This window comes from Caldicoprobacter guelmensis, from assembly GCF_016908415.1.
In the GTDB taxonomy this organism is placed as follows: domain Bacteria; phylum Bacillota; class Clostridia; order Caldicoprobacterales; family Caldicoprobacteraceae; genus Caldicoprobacter; species Caldicoprobacter guelmensis.
Map to the genome: position 1 here is coordinate 38,285 of NZ_JAFBDW010000003.1, position 17,678 is coordinate 55,962.

Sequence of the window (17,678 nt, forward strand, 5' to 3'; positions counted from 1 at the left end):
CGACATATGATGGATAGTGAGGTAAACTCTGCAAGATAAAAGCACAAAATCATGCTGCAAGATAAAAGCACAAAATCATGCATATCATAAAACGTGAGGAGGAGAAAGCCATGAAAAAATACAACATAGCCATTGTCGGAGCAACGGGGATGGTAGGGCGCAAGTTTTTAGAAGTCTTAGAGGAAAAGCAGTTCCCGATAGCCAATTGCTATCTGTTCGCATCGGCACGTTCGGCAGGGACAAAAATAAAATTCATGGGAGAAGACCACGTTGTGGAAGAGCTGACCGAGACCAGCTTTGATGGTAAAGACATAGATATAGCGCTCTTTTCGGCCGGTGCAACCGTCAGCAAAAAGTTTGCGCCAATAGCCGCATCCAGGGGTGCCGTAGTCATCGACAACAGCAGCGCCTGGAGGATGGAAGAAGACGTACCGCTGGTGGTCCCCGAAGTCAACCCACAGGAAATACTCAAGCATAAAGGGATAATCGCCAACCCCAACTGTTCTACCATTCAGGCCGTTGTGGTGCTCAAGCCACTGCACGACCACTACAAGATCAAAAGAATCGTATATTCCACCTACCAGGCGGTATCGGGTGCCGGCATGGGAGGCTATCTGGACCTGCAAAACGGAATACGCGGAGAAAAGACGTTGCAGAAATTCCCTCACCCCATATTCGCCAACTGCATCCCCCATATAGACGTATTCCTGGATAACGGCTACACCAAGGAAGAGATGAAGATGATCAATGAGACCAAAAAGATCATGGGAGATTACAGCCTAAGGATCACTGCAACAACTGTACGCGTGCCGGTGTTTTACGGCCACAGCGAATCCATAAACGTCGAGTTTGAAAGGGATTTTGATTTAGCTGAACTTAAGGAAATCCTTACAAAAGCACCCGGCGTTGTCGTCCTTGATGACCCCAAGAACAACGTTTACCCCATGCCCATTTACGCAGAAAACAAGGATGAAGTGTTTGTAGGGCGCATAAGAAGGGACGAAAGCGTAAAAAGCGGTGTAAACTTGTGGGTAGTGGCAGATAATATACGAAAGGGAGCGGCTACCAACGCCGTACAAATAGCACAAAAGGTCGTCGAATACTGGGAAAGCGGTCAGCTTGCCAGATAAACCAGCCTGCCAAATAAAATTAAAAAATATCAGGGAGTGATTAATAGTGAGCGTATTTACCGGGTCGTGCGTAGCCTTGGTTACCCCTTTCACCGATGACGGTGTCAACTTTGAATCCTTAGCCAACCTCATTGAGTTCCAGATCCGTGAAGGTACCGATGCCATACTGGTGTGCGGCACCACTGGAGAACCTCCTACCATGACCAGGGAGGAAAAGTATTCCGTCATAGGTTTCACAGTGGAGAAGGTAGCAAAAAGAGTACCGGTCATTGCAGGGACAGGCGGCTATAACACCGCCACCGTAATCGAGGACTCCAAAGAAGCAGAGAGATTGGGTGCCGATGCACTGCTTATCGTTACACCCTATTACAACAAGACCACGCAGAAAGGCCTCATACAGCATTATGCGGCTATAGCCGATGCCGTCCACATTCCCATCATAATATATAACGTACCGAGCAGAACTGGCCTCAACGTAGCTCCTTCTACCTTAAAGGAGCTTTCAAAGATAGACAACATAGTCGGCATAAAGGAAGCCAGCGGCAACATAGCCCAGGTAACCGAAATGGCCAGGCTATGCGGTGATAAGATAGATATATACTCGGGAGATGACAACATAGTGGTGCCTATACTGGCGCTGGGAGGAAAAGGGGTCATATCGGTGGTGGCAAACATAGCTCCCCGAGATACCCATGAGATGGTAGCAAAATTCCTAAACGGAGACATTGAAGGAAGCCGAAAGCTTCAATTTAAATTAAATCCCTTAATCGAAGCCTTGTTCTTGGAGGTCAATCCCATACCCGTAAAGACTGCCTTGAACCTCATGGGAATGAATGCCGGTAAGCTCAGAATGCCTTTAACCGATATGTCAGAACAAAACCTGGAAATCCTCAAAAAGAGGATGCTGGAGTACGGCCTTAAAATACGGCAGTAATCTTGCCCATAAAGAGTCAATTATTTACCATAGAAAGATAAAATGCATTGATATATTGCTGGGTAATCAGGTATTAAAATTTGCTTGGTGCAAACTTAGTTCGTGAAATATTCTCTGAGATCAGTAACGCTTATCCGCTTACTATTTTTTGATTTAAAACTGCTGAGTTTGTTTTGAGCAACAAAATAGGCTTCCTCCACTATAATCAAATCTATATCTATAAAAGAAATGGAGTGAAAACACACCAATGATAAGAATTGTAATCCACGGTTGTAATGGGAAAATGGGTCAGGCGGTTGCCTCGGCTGCGGCCGCCGCCCCTGATATACAGGTTGTAGCCGGTGTAGACAAATTCCCTGAAAGCAAACAAAATCCATTCCCTACCTATGGTTCTTTGAGCCAATGCAAAGAAGCGGCTGACGTAATTGTGGATTTTTCCAATCCAGCCGCTCTGCCTGACCTGCTGACCTTTGCAAAAGAGCACAAAATAGCACTGGTGATTGCAACCACCGGCTTTTCCCAGGATGATATAAAACTTATTGAGCAAACTTCTCGTAGCATCCCGATTTTTAGGTCAGCCAATATGTCGCTGGGAGTAAACGTCATGTTGGAGCTGGTACAAAAAGCCGCAGCCACCCTGGGCGATGAATTCGACATAGAGGTCATCGAAAAGCACCACAACCAAAAAGTCGATGCACCCAGCGGCACAGCATATGCTCTGGCCGATGCCATAAACGAGGTACTGCTTAATTCAAAGGATTACATCTATGGAAGGCACTCTAAAAATCAAAGGCGTTCAAAGTCAGAAATAGGAATACACGCCGTCAGGGGTGGCACCATTCCCGGCCAGCACACGGTGATGTTTGCCGGCAACGACGAAGTCCTGGAGATTACCCATACCGCCTATTCCAGGCAAATATTTGCATTGGGTGCACTGCGTGCCTGCAAATACATAGTGAAGAAAGCCCCTGGCCTGTATGGCATGAAGGATATGCTAAATGAACAGGCTGTCGTCACAAACATCTATTCTGATAATCAACAGGCTCTAATAACGATAAATAACATACCCGATAATACGTCAGCCATTGCTCAAATATTTGAGAATATCGCCCAACAAAACATAAATATAGATTTAATCAGTCAGACAACGCCGCTCAATGGCCGGCTCAGCATATCCTTTACGCTTCCGCGCAAGGACTTAGAAAAGGCAATAGATGTGGTCAACGACCTACAAGCCTTACTTCCCACCATAAGCCTTAACACGTATGAAGACATAGTGAAGCTGTCGGTTGAAGGACCAGGTATGGCACAACAACCAGGTATAGCCGCCAAGGTGTTCAGCATCATGGCCCAGCAAAACATCAGGATCATGGCCATAACTACTTCTGAAACCAAGATTTCTTATGTCATCCATACATTAGATGAAAAGAAGGCTCTTGAAGCGCTTATGGAGGCGTTTGAGCTTTAGTAGTAAGCCAAGCAGCGTTATGGACTGATTCAAGTTTCTTAACATTCGCTTTAAAGCTTATATTCTGTAAAATATAAGTTAAAAAATCGAAAGCGCTCCAACAGACATTTTGAATTGAAGGAGCGCTTTTGTTTGTGTTTACTATTTACATTTTCTTAATACTTTATGCGTTCTTCTTAAAACAAGCATAACATCAGGTCTAACGAAACATTAATACTCTATCCCCTTTCTTGCCTGGACGCCTTTATCCATGTAATGCTTGACATTGCGCATCTCGGTTATAAGGTCTGCCCTCTCGGCAATCTCACGGGGCACATTGCGGCCGGTCAAAATAAGCTCCATCCCTTTGGGTTTATTGTCTATAATCCGGCATACCTCGTCAACGCTCACCAGCCCGCTGTGTATGGCCGCCATAATCTCATCGAGTATCAGCACATCGCATGAGCCCTCTTCCATCAATTGCTCAAGTTTTTGCATCTCCTGCTGAGTCTTCTCCTTAAGCTGCTCCTTTTCCTCATCGGTAAGCTGCCAGAAAAACTTTTTGGTCTCGGCAAACCGCATAATTGTAAATTGAGGTCCAAGCCTCTTTATGGCTTCCAGTTCTCCCGACTCAATACCTTTTAGAAACTGCACCATCACTACTTTAAGACCCCTGCCTACAGCCCTCAGCCCCTGCCCTAGTGCGGCAGTGGTCTTGCCTTTCCCATCACCGGTGTAAACTTGAACATAGCCGACTTCCATATACTAACCTCCATAATCCTTTCATAAATGACCTCGCAATAGAATATACTTAATATACTTAATTTACCAGCTGTTGAATAGTATCCTTGTACCGCTCAACCTTTAATCCTATTTTGGGGGTAAAATTACTTTTGGGAATACCGTCTAGTCTGGTATTTTTTATAGTATTACTTAAAGTACACTCTCTTTAGTAATGGCATGAATGCTTTTCTCCTTTACTTTTAGTGCGTTTTCGAAAAGTCTGGTAAAAAAATATATCCATAATAATTTATCTTCCATCTATGCACTAATGGCATAATTTCTTTACCAAATTTGTAAGAATACTTCAATTACAAACCGAAATTATGCATCAGCAAATTTGAAGAAGCTGACTATCAAGAACAACGTAACTATTAGCCTTAATATTAACTGATGTCGTTAAATTCTTATATCGGATGACATACTCCCCCGAACAGGATGCTTTTAGTCTCACCATAGTTAGTTTCCCTTTTCTCCATTCGACATCCACCTCCAGCCCTCCTCGTGCACGTAAGCCTTTTACGTGCCCATCCGACCACTCCAATGGTAACGCAGGAAGAAGGCTTATCTCTCCCGCATGACTTTGCAACAGCATTTCAGCAATTCCAGCCGTACCTCCGAAATTCCCATCGATTTGGAAGGGAGGATGATTGCAGAAAAGGTTAGGCAATGTAGAGCTTTTCAGTAGTTCAAGTAGATTTTCATACGCTTTTTGACCATCACCCAGCCTCGCCCACAGATTAATAATCCACGCCCTACTCCAGCCGGTATGCCCGCTGCCGTAAGCAAGCCTCCTCTCTAATGTAACTCTTGCCGCTTGGGCAAGTTCAGGCGTAGTCGTATTTGTAATAAGATTACCTGGATATAATGCAAACAAATGCGAAATATGCCGATGCCCTGGCTCAGCCTCCTCGTAATCCTCTAACCATTCCATAATCTGGCCAAACTTTCCGATATGTAGTGTTGGAAGTTTCTCCAGCATTGTTTTTATGGTATCGGTAAATTCATCTGAAATACCCAGAATATTAGCTGCTTCAATACATCGAGCAAAAAGAAGCCGCAAAATTTGGCTGTCCATCGAAGGGGCAGCACAAAGAGAGCCCTTTTCGCCGCTTGGCAGAATATAAGTGTTTTCAGGTGACACGGAAGGGCATGTGACAAGCCTACCTTTTGAATCCTCGACCAGAAAATCAATAAAAAACTCTGCAGCTTCTTTCATTGTGGGATAAACTTTTCGCAGGAATTCAACATCCCGACTAAACTCATAGTGATCCCACAGGTGCAAACAGAGCCAGGCTGCTCCCATCGGCCAATATGTAGCAGGGACAAAGATATCTTGCGGTGCAGTGTCGGCCCAGATATCGGTATTATGGTGAGCAGTAAACCCTCGACAACCATACATCTCTCTGGCGGTCTTTCGTCCTGATACTCGCATACGCTCAATATGGTCAAATAACGGCAGATGGCATTCTGCCAGGTTACATACCTCGGCAGGCCAATAATTCATCTGTGTGTTAATATTAATCGTATACTTGCTATCCCATGGCGGTGTCATGTCCTTGCACCAAATGCCCTGCAAATTCGCAGGGAGTGTCCCCGGCCTGCTACAAGAGAGAAGCAGATAACGTCCAAATTGAAAGTAAACGCTGAGCAATCCCACATCTTTTGACCCAGCTCTTAACCGTTCCAAACGCTCATCGGTAGGAAGCTCATCAAATTCACATTCCTGTTCCGGACTGCCAAGTTTTAACTCTACCCTGTTAAAAAATGACAAGTAATCCTTTATATGATTTTCCAGCAACTCAGCATATGGTTTCTGGGACGCAGCCGTCAATTGCTGTAAACACGTCGCTTGATAATCCACATACCTGAATGATGTTGCACAAACAATAAATATCGTGACAGCATCTGCTTTTTCGACAATGAGATTCTCGCCTATTGTATAAGTGGTACCTCCTTCAGCCACTGCACGGACCAAGGTACGAAACCGAACAGCTTTACCCCCACCACAACTTACATCCATAAAAATAGTATCTGAAGACAGTCGTCCAGCTGCATCGAGATACCTACCTCTGCGCAAACATGCAGTAAATGAGATACTGCCTGACGTATCTGATGTCAATCTCACAACTATAACTTGATCAACTGCGCTGGCAAAGTATTCGCGAGTATAATTTACAGAACCTAAAGTATATCTTACTTTTGCAACAGCAGTTTGCAAATCAAGTTCCCGCACATATTCTTTTACTTCTTCGGCCGGATGGATAAAGTAAAGATAAAGGTCCCCCATAGTCTGATATGGGCGCTGACTTTCAGGCGTACCAGAAAGCGCAAGCTTTGCCAACTTTTCTGCCTCAGAAATTTTGCCACTAAAAATCAATTCTCTTATCTTAGGCAAATACTTGATGGCATCAGGGTTATTTCTGTCCATAGGTTCCCCGTACCAAATGCTATCCTCATTCAATTGAAGGTGTTCCCTTTCAACCGTCCCGAAAACCATGGCACCCAACTGCCCATTTCCTATAGGAATTGCCTCATTCCAATCCCTTGCCGCATTCCTGTACCATAATCTTATCAATAGCATCTCACTCCTAACAAAATTTTAGATAGATCATCAAACTTCGCCATTACCTTATCCTTCCCTTATTAATATTCCAGTTCCATCATTTCTCCTACCACTTCAAATTCCCCTATCAGAATCGTACTACCAGCAAGAACTTCACTCCTTTTATCTGGTTGCCTACCTCCCACCATCACTCTAAACTTACCTGGCTCTAAAATGCATCTGCCGTCATTATCTATAAGAGCCATTTGCCTGGGGGTCAACGTAAATGTAACTGTCGTGCTTTCGCCCGGCTGAAGCTTAACTCTAGTAAATCCTTTAAGTTCATGAATAGGTACATCCACTGATGCCTCTAAATCTTTTAAATACAACTGCACTACCTCATCTCCGGCCATTTTTCCGGTATTCTTTACATCCACAGAAACCGTAAGAGATTGCCCAGCTTCTATCACTTCTGCACTAAGCCTTAGGTTACTGTATTCAAAAGTCGTATAGCTCAACCCATATCCAAAGGGATATAGTGGCTCATCTTCCATATATCTATAGGTTCTGCCCTTCATGCTGTAATCGGTAAATGGCGGTAATTGTTCCACAGATTTGACAAAGGTAACGGGCAACCTCCCACCAGGGTTGTAATCACCAAAAAGCACATCCGCAATCGCCGTACCACCCTCTTCTCCCGGATACCATGCCTGCAATATGGCCGGCACATTCTCGTGCGCCCAGTTGATAGACACCGGACTACCACTGAAAAGTACCAACACAACTGGCTTTCCAGTAGCACATACAGCCTTTAGCAACTCCTCCTGCATACCCGGTAAGTCCAGGCTGACTCTATCACCGCCTGCTGCGGATTTAGGTGCATTACCTTCCTCGCCTTCCAAATCGGGCGATAATCCCAAACACATGATAACTACATCTGCCCTCTGAGCGGCAGCTAGCGCTTCCGCAAAACCTGCAGTAGCTCTCGGCCCCCAGTGAGTGTCCTCCGTATTTGTAAGGTCACACCCTTGAGCATAATACACCCTGGTATGAGGCGAAACCTTAGCACGTATACCCTCTAGGGCGGTCACATATTTAGAAGGCATACCGTTATAGTTGCCCAGCAACACTTTTTTATTGTCAGCATTGGGGCCAATTACAGCAATCGCCTTTAAATCCTTCCTAAGCGGCAGCAACCCACCCTCATTTTTAAGCAATACCATCGATTCCCTCGCCATTTCAAGGGCTAATTTACGATGTTCTTCACAATCATTTACTTCATAGGGTATCTGAGCATATGGCACTCTCTCAAGCGGATCAAACATCCCCAGCTTAAACCTGGCTCTAAAGAGACGTTTAACAGCCCTATCTATTGTCTCTTCAGATACAAGCCCCTGCTTCACCGCATTAACCAGGCTCTCAAATGTTCTGCCACAATTGAGGTCACAACCATTATTGACAGCCAGTGCTGCAGATTCTTCAGGTGTACTGGTTACCTTATGATGCATGTGGATGTCATCAATCGCTCCACAGTCGGATACTACATAACCCTCAAAACCCCATTCTTCCCTTAAAATCTTTTGAAGCAACGTAGGACTAGCACAACACGGCTCTCCATTGGTGCGATTATAGGCACCCATTATCGACTCCGCTTTACCCTCTTTTACACATTCTTTAAAAGCCGGTAAATATGTCTCACGAAGGTCCTTTTGACTAACCCTAGCATCAAAAGAATGGCGCAGCGGTTCAGGTCCGCTATGTACCGCATAATGTTTGGGCGTGGCTACCACCTTCAAATACTTGGGGTGGTCTCCCTGCAATCCCTTTACAAATGCCACTCCCATGCGCCCGGTCAAGTAAGGATCCTCACCATAGGTTTCCTGACCCCGTCCCCATCTGGGATCACGGAATATATTTATGTTAGGGGACCAAAACGTTAAACCTTTAAAAATACCTCTATCACCTTGGCGTACAAACTCATGATGTTTTGCCCTGGCCTCATCCGATATGGCACATGCTACCCTATATAAAAGCTTGTCGTTAAACGAGGCTGCCATTCCTATGGCCTGTGGAAATACAGTAGCAATACCTGCCGCCGCGACACCGTGAAGGCATTCATTCCACCAGTTGTATTCCGGGATACCCAAACGCGGTATAGCAGATGACGCATATATCATCTGCGAAACCTTCTCCTCAAGCGTGAGGCGCGAAACCAGGTCATCTACCCTTTTCTCCAAAGGCTGGTCTGGATCTAAGTAAATAGGAAGATTATCCTTTCCCGGATGTTCTTTCATATACTCGTTCATTTCAAACAACCTCCTTCTTTTATAAAAAGATGAAATTTCTTTAAACAAACAATTTGAAAGCTTATTATTCGCTGAAGTACCAGTAATCAAAATCAAATAATTTTACCTCTGGTTTCCCTTTAAATACCAAATATAAATCGTGTACTCCTTGAGCACCTGAAACTTTAGTCGTCAATTTCTTCCATTCTGCTTGCCCACCATTTGAAGGAATAGTAAGCGTTCCAATCAATTTACCGTCTACACTATCCAAGCGAAGTTCAATAATACTGTCTGCACTCACCTTCGAAACCACTGCAGTGAATTCGGAAGCACCTTTTTTACCGAAATCAACCTTGGACAGTGCGATCCAATCGCCGTTATCAATATCGGTTAAAGCTCTTTGCCAAGGGTCACCATCTGCAATTGGTTTTGTCAAAATCCCTGCGCTCCATGCAAATGTCTCTGCTTCCACCCGAGCATATGGATTAAGGGGGTTAAGCTGCGGTACTCCTTTGTAATCAGCAATAACTTCCTGAATAGTACCGTCATCGTTAAAGAAAACTTGATTTAAATGAGGAGAACGGTAACCTTTTGGAATCCCCATTGCTTTAGCTAAGGTCTGTGCATGGTAAACAATGTACCAATTACCTTTGAACTCAAAAAGCGAGTGATGGTTATTACCCCCTACTCCAAAAAAGTGCCCTGGATTCTTGAGTACTACTCCTTTATACTCCCATGGCCCCATTGGGCTATTACTCGTCATATAGGCAATTACACCAGCCGGCGGACTTTCTTGTGGACGAGGTCCGCTGTAGAAATTGGTACAATAGGTATAATAATAAACACCGTTATATTTGTTAATACCGGAGGCTTCAAACATAAACGGGGCAGGGATTGTAATCGCTTCACCTACAACGCTGATCATATCATCACCCAACTGCATTACGCGAGCAGTGTTGGGCATATCCTCTTGTCCCTTAGGAACTCCACCTCCAAAATAGATGTAAGCCTTACCGTCATCGTCTATCAATACAGCAGGGTCAAACAGCCATACAACACCTTGAACACCAGGCGTTGAGCGTGATATCAACGGCTTGCCAAGCGGATCCTCCCACGGACCGATAGGACTATCGCTCGTAAGAACACCTATACCGCTCGCATTGTTGGAAAAATACAAGAAAAATTTGTCTTTGCCATCAATTACTTTATGGGCAACTGCAGGTGCCCACGATTGGCTAGCCCATTTCGCCGCCCCTTGAGGGCCCGCCACATGAATTTCTCCATGGTCCGTCCAGTTCATCAGGTCATCGGAAGAAATCACAGATATCTTATTAATCTTTCCATATGTGTTATCTTTTACATTCCCTTTTTCATCGTATTCCAGTATATCATTCGTCATATATACATAAACACGATCTCCATACACCAATGCCCACGGGTCTGCCCCAAACTTATGTGAGATCAAGGGATTCCCATTCAGCGGAAGCTTGCCAACAGCACTTGTTGGTGCGGAGAAGTTCACCCTCAATACCGCACTGCTGACATCGTAATTAACGGTTTGACCATCTGAACCTTGAAATTCCATAGCTTCAATCAAAACCTCCTTGCTAAATGATTTTGCCATTTTTTGTCTTGGTCTCAATTTTACCACTATCAGTTCTTTATTTAAACCGTAATTAAGAAAAGTTATGGGCGATCCATCGGAGTTATATATCTTTAATTCATATTTCCCATCTTTTTCGTCAATCTCCACTTTTGATGCCTTCAAATTGTTTTGATTGACATCAATGCCTACTACTTCCAATTCGCTTGGGATGCTCAAAGATGCGCGAATGCCATATATACTTCCATTGCCTGGGACCTCATTGACAAGAATGCGAAAATCATATATTTTTTCCAGGTCATTGCTCAGTTCTATCGCGTCTTCTTTCAAATAAGCCTTCAAAACTGAAGAAGTAGTATTCCCTGTCAATTTGTCAGCAAACCTAAAGAAGTCCACATCAACATAACCGCCTGTCTGCTTGGTAGCATAGTTAAATATTGCAAAGCGATATCCCATAAAGTGCGGAATTGTATAGCGCATTGTCAATTTAGTACCAAACTCAGTCCAGTTGGTACCGTTATAGCTGTAAAAGAATGTTGCTTTGTCAACTGTGAAATCAAAGTCTATTTTCAAATACACTTGAGGCTGAATGAGTTTAGTCCTTGCCTTCTCAACGCCTTTATCCACCATTACTATATAAGAGGCATCGCCCTGTTTAGTCACTCCAATAAAGCCATATTCCTGTTGAAAAGCAGCCAATCCTGCATAATCGCCGTCAAGCATATAACTTGTATCCATTAGAATCCAACCCGAACAGTAGGGCCCCTGCGTCCGTTGGGTCAAAGTATTTCTAGCCTGTAAAATATTCTCAACAACATTGCAAGTCCTTAAGCGCAAATAACCTTTTCTCTCTGTAAGAGACCACTTGGTATTGTCCGGATTATGATTCCATTGCCAGGTCAGACCAAGCACAGAGCCGTTTGGCAATGCCTCGTTTAGTTCAGCTTGTGTTACCGGATTTTCCTTAATGGATACATCATCGACATAAAAATCCATAAGGTCATTTAAGGGGTCTGGTTTTTCCAGCCACGGAGTTTCAATAAATAAATATAACTTGTCTGGGGTATCCTCAATAATGAAAGAACCAGTTATTTCCGTCCACTGATTTTTCTTCACCATCCCCCTCACTAAATTTTGATATGTTGTCCGCCCGTCCTTTACTTTACGTGCAGTAAGAATGAATTCTTTTGATTCTGGCCCCTCAGTATATTTAATGCGGAAAGAAGCTTTATACCTTTTACCTGGAACAATTCGCCACCCAAAATTTTGCTCAATCCCGGCACCTGTCATCCGTCGATTAGAAATATGGGCAACACGATTACCCTCTTCCGCTATGACTTCCAACTTTGCGCCATCTTTACCTGCCCAACCGGAAGTTCCTTCATCAAAACTACCATTCACCACGAGTTCTACGCCTATTGCCTCGGAAGATTCATTTACATTCGAAGATGCGGTCTTCACTTCAACAATATCTTCTTGATAGAACTCATCGCTTACAATCAAGCGTGAAACGAAGGAACTATCACCCGGTTTTTTAAATTTAAGCGGTACTTTCCCTTCTTCATCACCGTAAACTGGCCAATCATCTTCCCACCGAACTGGTACAAGCACCGGAACGCGTCCCACCGCATCGTGATCCTGGAAGAGCATAGCATACCACTTGCCATCTGGAGTATCCACCAATCCACCCTGTGCAACACCATTTCTCTTATATCCCATGGTATCGCTCAATACAAGCCGTCCTTCATATGGCCCGTCAATTCGGTCGGCACGATAAACATATTGTCTCCTTATATTTCCACTTTCCCACCATATGGTAGTAATGTAATATTTTCCATTGATTTTATAAGCATGTGACCCTTCCATTCCTTCTTTATTTGAAGCGATAATAACCTTATTCAATCCTGATGGATTGATTGCCTTGTAATCAGGAGTAAGTTCTTTGATCATAATGTTAGTTCGTCCATATATTATATATGCCTTTCCATCATCATCAAACAACAATGAAGGGTCATGTAAATATTCGTGAAATTCTGTCCTCTCCCAGGGGCCAGTCGGGTCCTTTGCTCTGAAAAGATAAGTTTTCCCTGTATCCAGCGCTGCAAATAAAACATAAAACATCCCCTTATGGTATCTTATACACGGTGCCCATGCACCTTTCCCATATATATTCATGCCGTTTCGCATATTATGAGCATCATTTTCTTCTAAACGGTCATAGGTGTACCCAATGATTTCCCAGTTGACCAGATCAGTAGACCTCATAATAGGTGTTCCTGGCATCATATGCATTGTTGTGCTTACCATATAATATTGGTTACCGACACGAATCACATCGGGATCAGGGAAATCTGCCCAAATTACAGGATTGGTTGCCGTCCCATAATCTTTTTCTCCTACCATAGTCCCTTCCTCCTCAACATTTCCCACAGTTGCTCCAGACTGTAATTTATTTACCAAAACACCGGTCAATACAGCAACGCTCACAATAACAACCACACCTATTACAATTAAGAAGTGCCTCCAAGAAAATATATTCATTGTTTCTCTCCCCTCAGTTTTATGGTTTTACACCCCCACCAATCAATTGATTACTGTGCCAATTTCGAAGGATCAACAATTGCCCAAAATGCCGGTTTTGCGCGGAAATTTCTATCAAACAGTAAAGGAGCATTGGTTCGTTTTACAGGGAAGCCATTTAACCAAGAGTATTTATCCGAAATACCCCAGAATACCACTGCACTTACAATATCTTTATTTTCCTTTAATGCCTCAAACAATTCTTGATATCGTTTGGCCTGCAAATCCAGTATATAATCCGGTATATTTTCACCGTAGTCACTCCGGTTGTTCCATGAATAAATGCTCATGTCTAATTCGGTAATAATATTATCCAATCCCAACTCAGCAAATTTTTTCATGGACTCAATAATTCGTTCAATAGGCGGCCCGTAAATATCAATATGTGTCTGATGCCCTACCCCATCTATTGGAACACCTTTTGCAAGTAGATCCTTCACTAATTTATACAGGATATCGCGCTTTACGGGGTCATCAGTACTATAATCATTGATATAGAGCTTAATATCAGGCCCTCCCACCTCACGCGCTACACGAAACGCTGTCTCAATATACTCAGTTCCTGTAATCTGATACCAAGGACTGTTTCTCATCCCGTTGGGACCACTTGGATCGATTACTTCATTTACTACATCCCATGACTTAATATCATCTTTGTAACGTGAGACAACAGCACGAATATGGTCTTCAAGTCGTTTTAAGAGGAGCTTCTTATTTTCCTCACGCTTTTTTGGGTCTGTCTCCTCAACCATTGGTTTCCTTTCCTTATCTTTAAAAAACCAATCCGGTGTCTGATTATGCCAAACGAGAGTATGGAAGCGAAGTTCCATACCGTTCTCCTTTGCAAATTGCACGATTCTATCAGCAGGTCCCCACCGGAAATTACCTTCTGTTGGTTGAATTGAAGCCGGCTTCATTGCATTTTCTGCCACCAACATATTCACATGTTTTTTATACAGCTCAGCAATTAATCCAGTAGTATAACTCGGTTCAATGGCTGCCCCAATTGGGAAATAATCTTTAAAAGTTTCTGCTAGAGAGGGAATATCTTCTTCAATAGATGGTTCCTCTTTATTTTGCGATAAATCAGTCGCATTAGCATTATCAGTCAAATTGTTTGCAGGAGTATTAACCTCCCCTCCCAGTTCATTAGATTCTTGAGGCTCCTGCTCTTCTTTACCATTTTCTTCATGTGCATTGTCAATCATTACATTTTCATCACTGTTAAAAATTCCATATTCGTTTACAAATGTTAATAACAAAGCCACCATTAGAAAAACACCTCCTATGATCACAGTTAAAATCCATTTTTTCTTTAACGTCCTATTCATTTTTATCTCACTCCTTTTATTAATAAACTCCGTTACATCCTTCTGTCTACTAATATATTTCCACTCCTTTCCTAACAAAGATTGGAATAACCGAAAGAGGTGCATCACACACTACAGTTTTACCCCCCCTCAAATACCCTCCCGGTTTCCCATTCCTTCCATTCTACACCTTCTGGTAGGTACACTTCTCTTTGTCTCATGCCTTCATAAAGCACAGGTGCGACCAGGATATCAGGCCCAAACATAAATTGATCTTCAATTTCCCACGATTTGCTATCCCTAGGAAAATCATAAAAAAGAGGTCGCATTACTGGTGTACCTTTTTCATGGGCCAATAGCATCTGTTTTTTAATATAAGGCTTTAGCTTTTCACGCAGCATCATATACTTTTTAAATATCTCATATGCTTCCTCGCCATAACTCCACACTTCATTATCAGAACCTGAACCTACTTTTCCCCCGCCTTTTGTACCAGTTGGAGGAAGAGAAGGCTGTCTATCTCCATGCAGACGAAACACAGGACAAAATGCGCCAAACTGAAACCATCTGATTATCAATTCCCTAAACCTAGGGTCATTTGGATTACCACCTCCAAACCCACCGATATCACTTGTCCACCACGGAATCCCTGCCAATCCCATATTCAACCCACATGCTATCTGATTTCTAAAAGATTCAAATGAAGAAGCTACATCACCTGACCACACCAGTGCACCATATCGCTGAGAACCTGCCCACGCACAGCGAATGAGGTTGATTACATTATCTATACCCTCACTTTTTAATCCGTCAAAAAATGTTTTCGCATATAAAACAGGATAGATGTTTCCTATTTCAAGACAGCTTCCCAATTGATAACGGTAGTTATCAAATTCATAGGCATGAAATTCCGGTTCCGCTTCATCCAACCAGAACATCTTTATTCCCTTGTCAAAATAGTTCCTTTTCACTTTATTCCATACGAAGCTCCGTGCTTCAGGATTGGTAGCATCATAAAAAAGTGTATCATTGACAAACCGCATAGTTGTCCTAATACCGCGGTTTGTCCTTATCAACATTCCTTTTGAAAACATTTCCTCGTAATTCTCACTTTCTCTCTCAACTGTCGGCCAAATTGAAACCATTAACTCTATACCCATTTCTTTAAGTTCTGCAACCATTGCCTCTACATCAGGCCAGTATTCCTCATCAAATTTCCAATCGCCCTGATGAGGCCAGTGGAAAAAATCCACCACTATAACATCAATAGGTAAACCGCGGCGTTTATATTCCCTTGCTACATTCAACAATTCTTCTTGAGTACGGTAACGTAGCTTGCTCTGCCAAAAACCCATAGCATAATCAGGCATCATTGGCACCGTCCCTGTAACTTTTGCGTATTGCTCAACAATTTCAGCCGGTTCGTCCCCTGCAGTAATCCAATAATCCATAATTTTCGTAGACTGTGCATACCATTCTGTCATGTTTTTCCCAAACACAACATTACCAATAGCAGGATTATGCCACAAAAAACCATAGCCAAGACTAGAAACAGCAAATGGTACACTTGACTGGGAATTTCTGTGTGCTAACTCTAGGGTACAGCCTTTTAAATTTAAATATGGGTGCTGGTATTGTCCCATTCCATATATTTTTTCATTATCTACCGCTTCAAAACGTACGTATAGTTTATAATCCCCCCCTAGTATAGGTTGAAACTCTCTTCCTTTTTTTCTAAGTCCCCACGAACATCTTGAAGTATATTCTCTCAATATAACTTCGTTTTTTTGGTTATAAAAAGTAATATCTCCGCTCGCTGTAATTTCTGCCTTTATTTTGCCATTTCTAATTGTGGCAGAATGATTGGAAATATTAATTTCCGCCTTTGCATTCTCAACAGGTAATAGTGCCCAATCACGCTCAGGCATTTTACCCTCATGGGTTGCACGGACACGCAGACTGTTCTCTCCCCATGGCTCTATCCATAGTATTTCGCTATCATATCTCCTGATAAGTCTATTTCCTTCTACTCTCAAAATTGCAGGCATATATTTATTCCCCCTCCTATATGCTCGATTATTAACCAACAATACCTGTCCTTTCAATGCTTTCTACAAAGTAACGCTGAGTAAATATATACAGTATAATCAAGGGCAGCATTGCAAGCAAAATGCCCGTATCCTGCACCATGCTTAAATAGAATGGATCTGCCTTGGCGCTTCCACCTAACATCGAGGTTAATTTGATAGATAAATTATAAGGCAACGATGCCAACTGGGTAGCTATAACTTTAGCTGACGGTAAATACATTGTAGTATAAAAACTATCATTCCACTGCCACACAAATGAGAAAAGGCCAACTGTTATAATGGCAGGGATTGCATTTGGCAGCATAATGCTGGTGAATGTTTTTGTCACACTAGCCCCATCTACATAAGCAGCTTCTTCCAATTCCCGTGGAATCCCTCTAAAAAACTGTCGGAATATGAAAATAAACAGCCCTCCTTTAAAAGAATTAGCAGTCATGGAAGTAAGAACAAATGGCCAATAGCTATCCATCAAGTTTACTGGTTTCCCCGTAATTAATGGAATTAATCCCATTAATGTAAAATCCTTTAAGTTTAAATAAACAGGAATAAAAATAGTTGTAGGTGGAACAAGAATAGTAAATATTACACCAGCAAAAAGCAAGTTGCTTCCTTTAAATCTCAACCTAGCAAACCCGTACCCAGCCAATCCACAAGAAATAAGGGTTAAAATTGTTGTCAACAAACAAAGTGTAGTAGTATTTAATAAAGTCTTCCAGTAGTCCATCATTTCAATTGCGTATCTAAAATTTTCTAGGCTAAAATTCTGCGGAATCCAAACGACAATTGGTGAATATAGGTCCGATTTAGCCCTTATTGCAAAGGATATTTTTTTAAAGATTGGATACAAAATGACAAACGACAATCCTATTAATAACACTAAACGCGCAAAAGGCCATAACCATTTTCTCCCGTATTTTAACAAAAATAATATTCTTTCCCTTATCAATGTATTTACCTCCCCTTGAAACAAATCT

General features: G+C 42.6%; 9 protein-coding genes and 2 pseudogenes. 4 read left to right on the top strand and 7 right to left on the bottom strand.

What is annotated here, in order from left to right:
- Positions 1 to 110 precede the first annotated feature (110 nt).
- The 4 genes and pseudogenes from JOD02_RS04680 to JOD02_RS11890 all read left to right on the top strand — a co-directional run bounded on the left by JOD02_RS04680 (position 111) and on the right by JOD02_RS11890 (position 3,532).
- Positions 111 to 1,130, top strand: a complete 1,020-nt coding sequence (locus JOD02_RS04680) for an aspartate-semialdehyde dehydrogenase (protein ID WP_204487430.1) — start codon at positions 111 to 113, stop codon at positions 1,128 to 1,130.
- Positions 1,131 to 1,176: 46 nt separating this feature from the next.
- Complete coding sequence (gene dapA, locus JOD02_RS04685) at positions 1,177 to 2,064, top strand: 4-hydroxy-tetrahydrodipicolinate synthase (RefSeq protein WP_204487432.1); 888 nt, start codon at positions 1,177 to 1,179, stop codon at positions 2,062 to 2,064.
- Between the two features lie 247 nt (positions 2,065 to 2,311).
- A pseudogene (gene dapB / locus JOD02_RS11885) lies at positions 2,312 to 3,067 on the top strand (4-hydroxy-tetrahydrodipicolinate reductase); the annotation flags it as partial.
- Positions 3,056 to 3,532 carry an ACT domain-containing protein gene (locus tag JOD02_RS11890; RefSeq protein WP_279380661.1) on the top strand — a complete coding sequence of 159 codons (477 nt, stop codon included), beginning with the start codon at positions 3,056 to 3,058 and terminating at the stop codon, positions 3,530 to 3,532. The pseudogene dapB and the gene JOD02_RS11890, both read left to right, overlap by 12 nt.
- A gap of 210 nt (positions 3,533 to 3,742) precedes the next feature.
- On the opposite strand, the gene JOD02_RS04695 is transcribed toward JOD02_RS11890, so the two are convergent.
- From JOD02_RS04695 to JOD02_RS04730, 7 genes and pseudogenes are all read right to left on the bottom strand, one after another.
- Positions 3,743 to 4,273 carry a cob(I)yrinic acid a,c-diamide adenosyltransferase gene (locus tag JOD02_RS04695; RefSeq protein ID WP_204487436.1) on the bottom strand — a complete coding sequence of 177 codons (531 nt, stop codon included), beginning with the start codon at positions 4,271 to 4,273 and terminating at the stop codon, positions 3,743 to 3,745.
- A gap of 349 nt (positions 4,274 to 4,622) precedes the next feature.
- Positions 4,623 to 6,869, bottom strand: coding sequence for a glycoside hydrolase family 95 protein (locus JOD02_RS04700; protein WP_394355741.1), 2,247 nt, complete (start codon positions 6,867 to 6,869; stop codon positions 4,623 to 4,625).
- A gap of 68 nt (positions 6,870 to 6,937) precedes the next feature.
- Entirely contained in the window at positions 6,938 to 9,142 is a 2,205-nt protein-coding gene (locus JOD02_RS04705) for a glycoside hydrolase family 3 C-terminal domain-containing protein (RefSeq protein WP_243426352.1), read from the bottom strand.
- A gap of 64 nt (positions 9,143 to 9,206) precedes the next feature.
- Entirely contained in the window at positions 9,207 to 13,265 is a 4,059-nt protein-coding gene (locus tag JOD02_RS11460; RefSeq protein ID WP_243426353.1) for a family 43 glycosylhydrolase, read from the bottom strand.
- A 50-nt stretch (positions 13,266 to 13,315) separates the two neighbouring features.
- A complete protein-coding gene (locus tag JOD02_RS04720) occupies positions 13,316 to 14,635 on the bottom strand; it encodes an endo-1,4-beta-xylanase (RefSeq protein WP_243426354.1) in 1,320 nt (439 codons plus the stop codon).
- Positions 14,636 to 14,684: 49 nt separating this feature from the next.
- A pseudogene (locus JOD02_RS04725) lies at positions 14,685 to 16,662 on the bottom strand (glycoside hydrolase family 31 protein).
- 31 nt (positions 16,663 to 16,693) lie between these two features.
- On the bottom strand, positions 16,694 to 17,650 hold the full coding sequence (locus JOD02_RS04730) for a carbohydrate ABC transporter permease (RefSeq protein ID WP_204487440.1): 957 nt from the start codon (positions 17,648 to 17,650) through the stop codon (positions 16,694 to 16,696).
- Positions 17,651 to 17,678 lie beyond the last annotated feature (28 nt).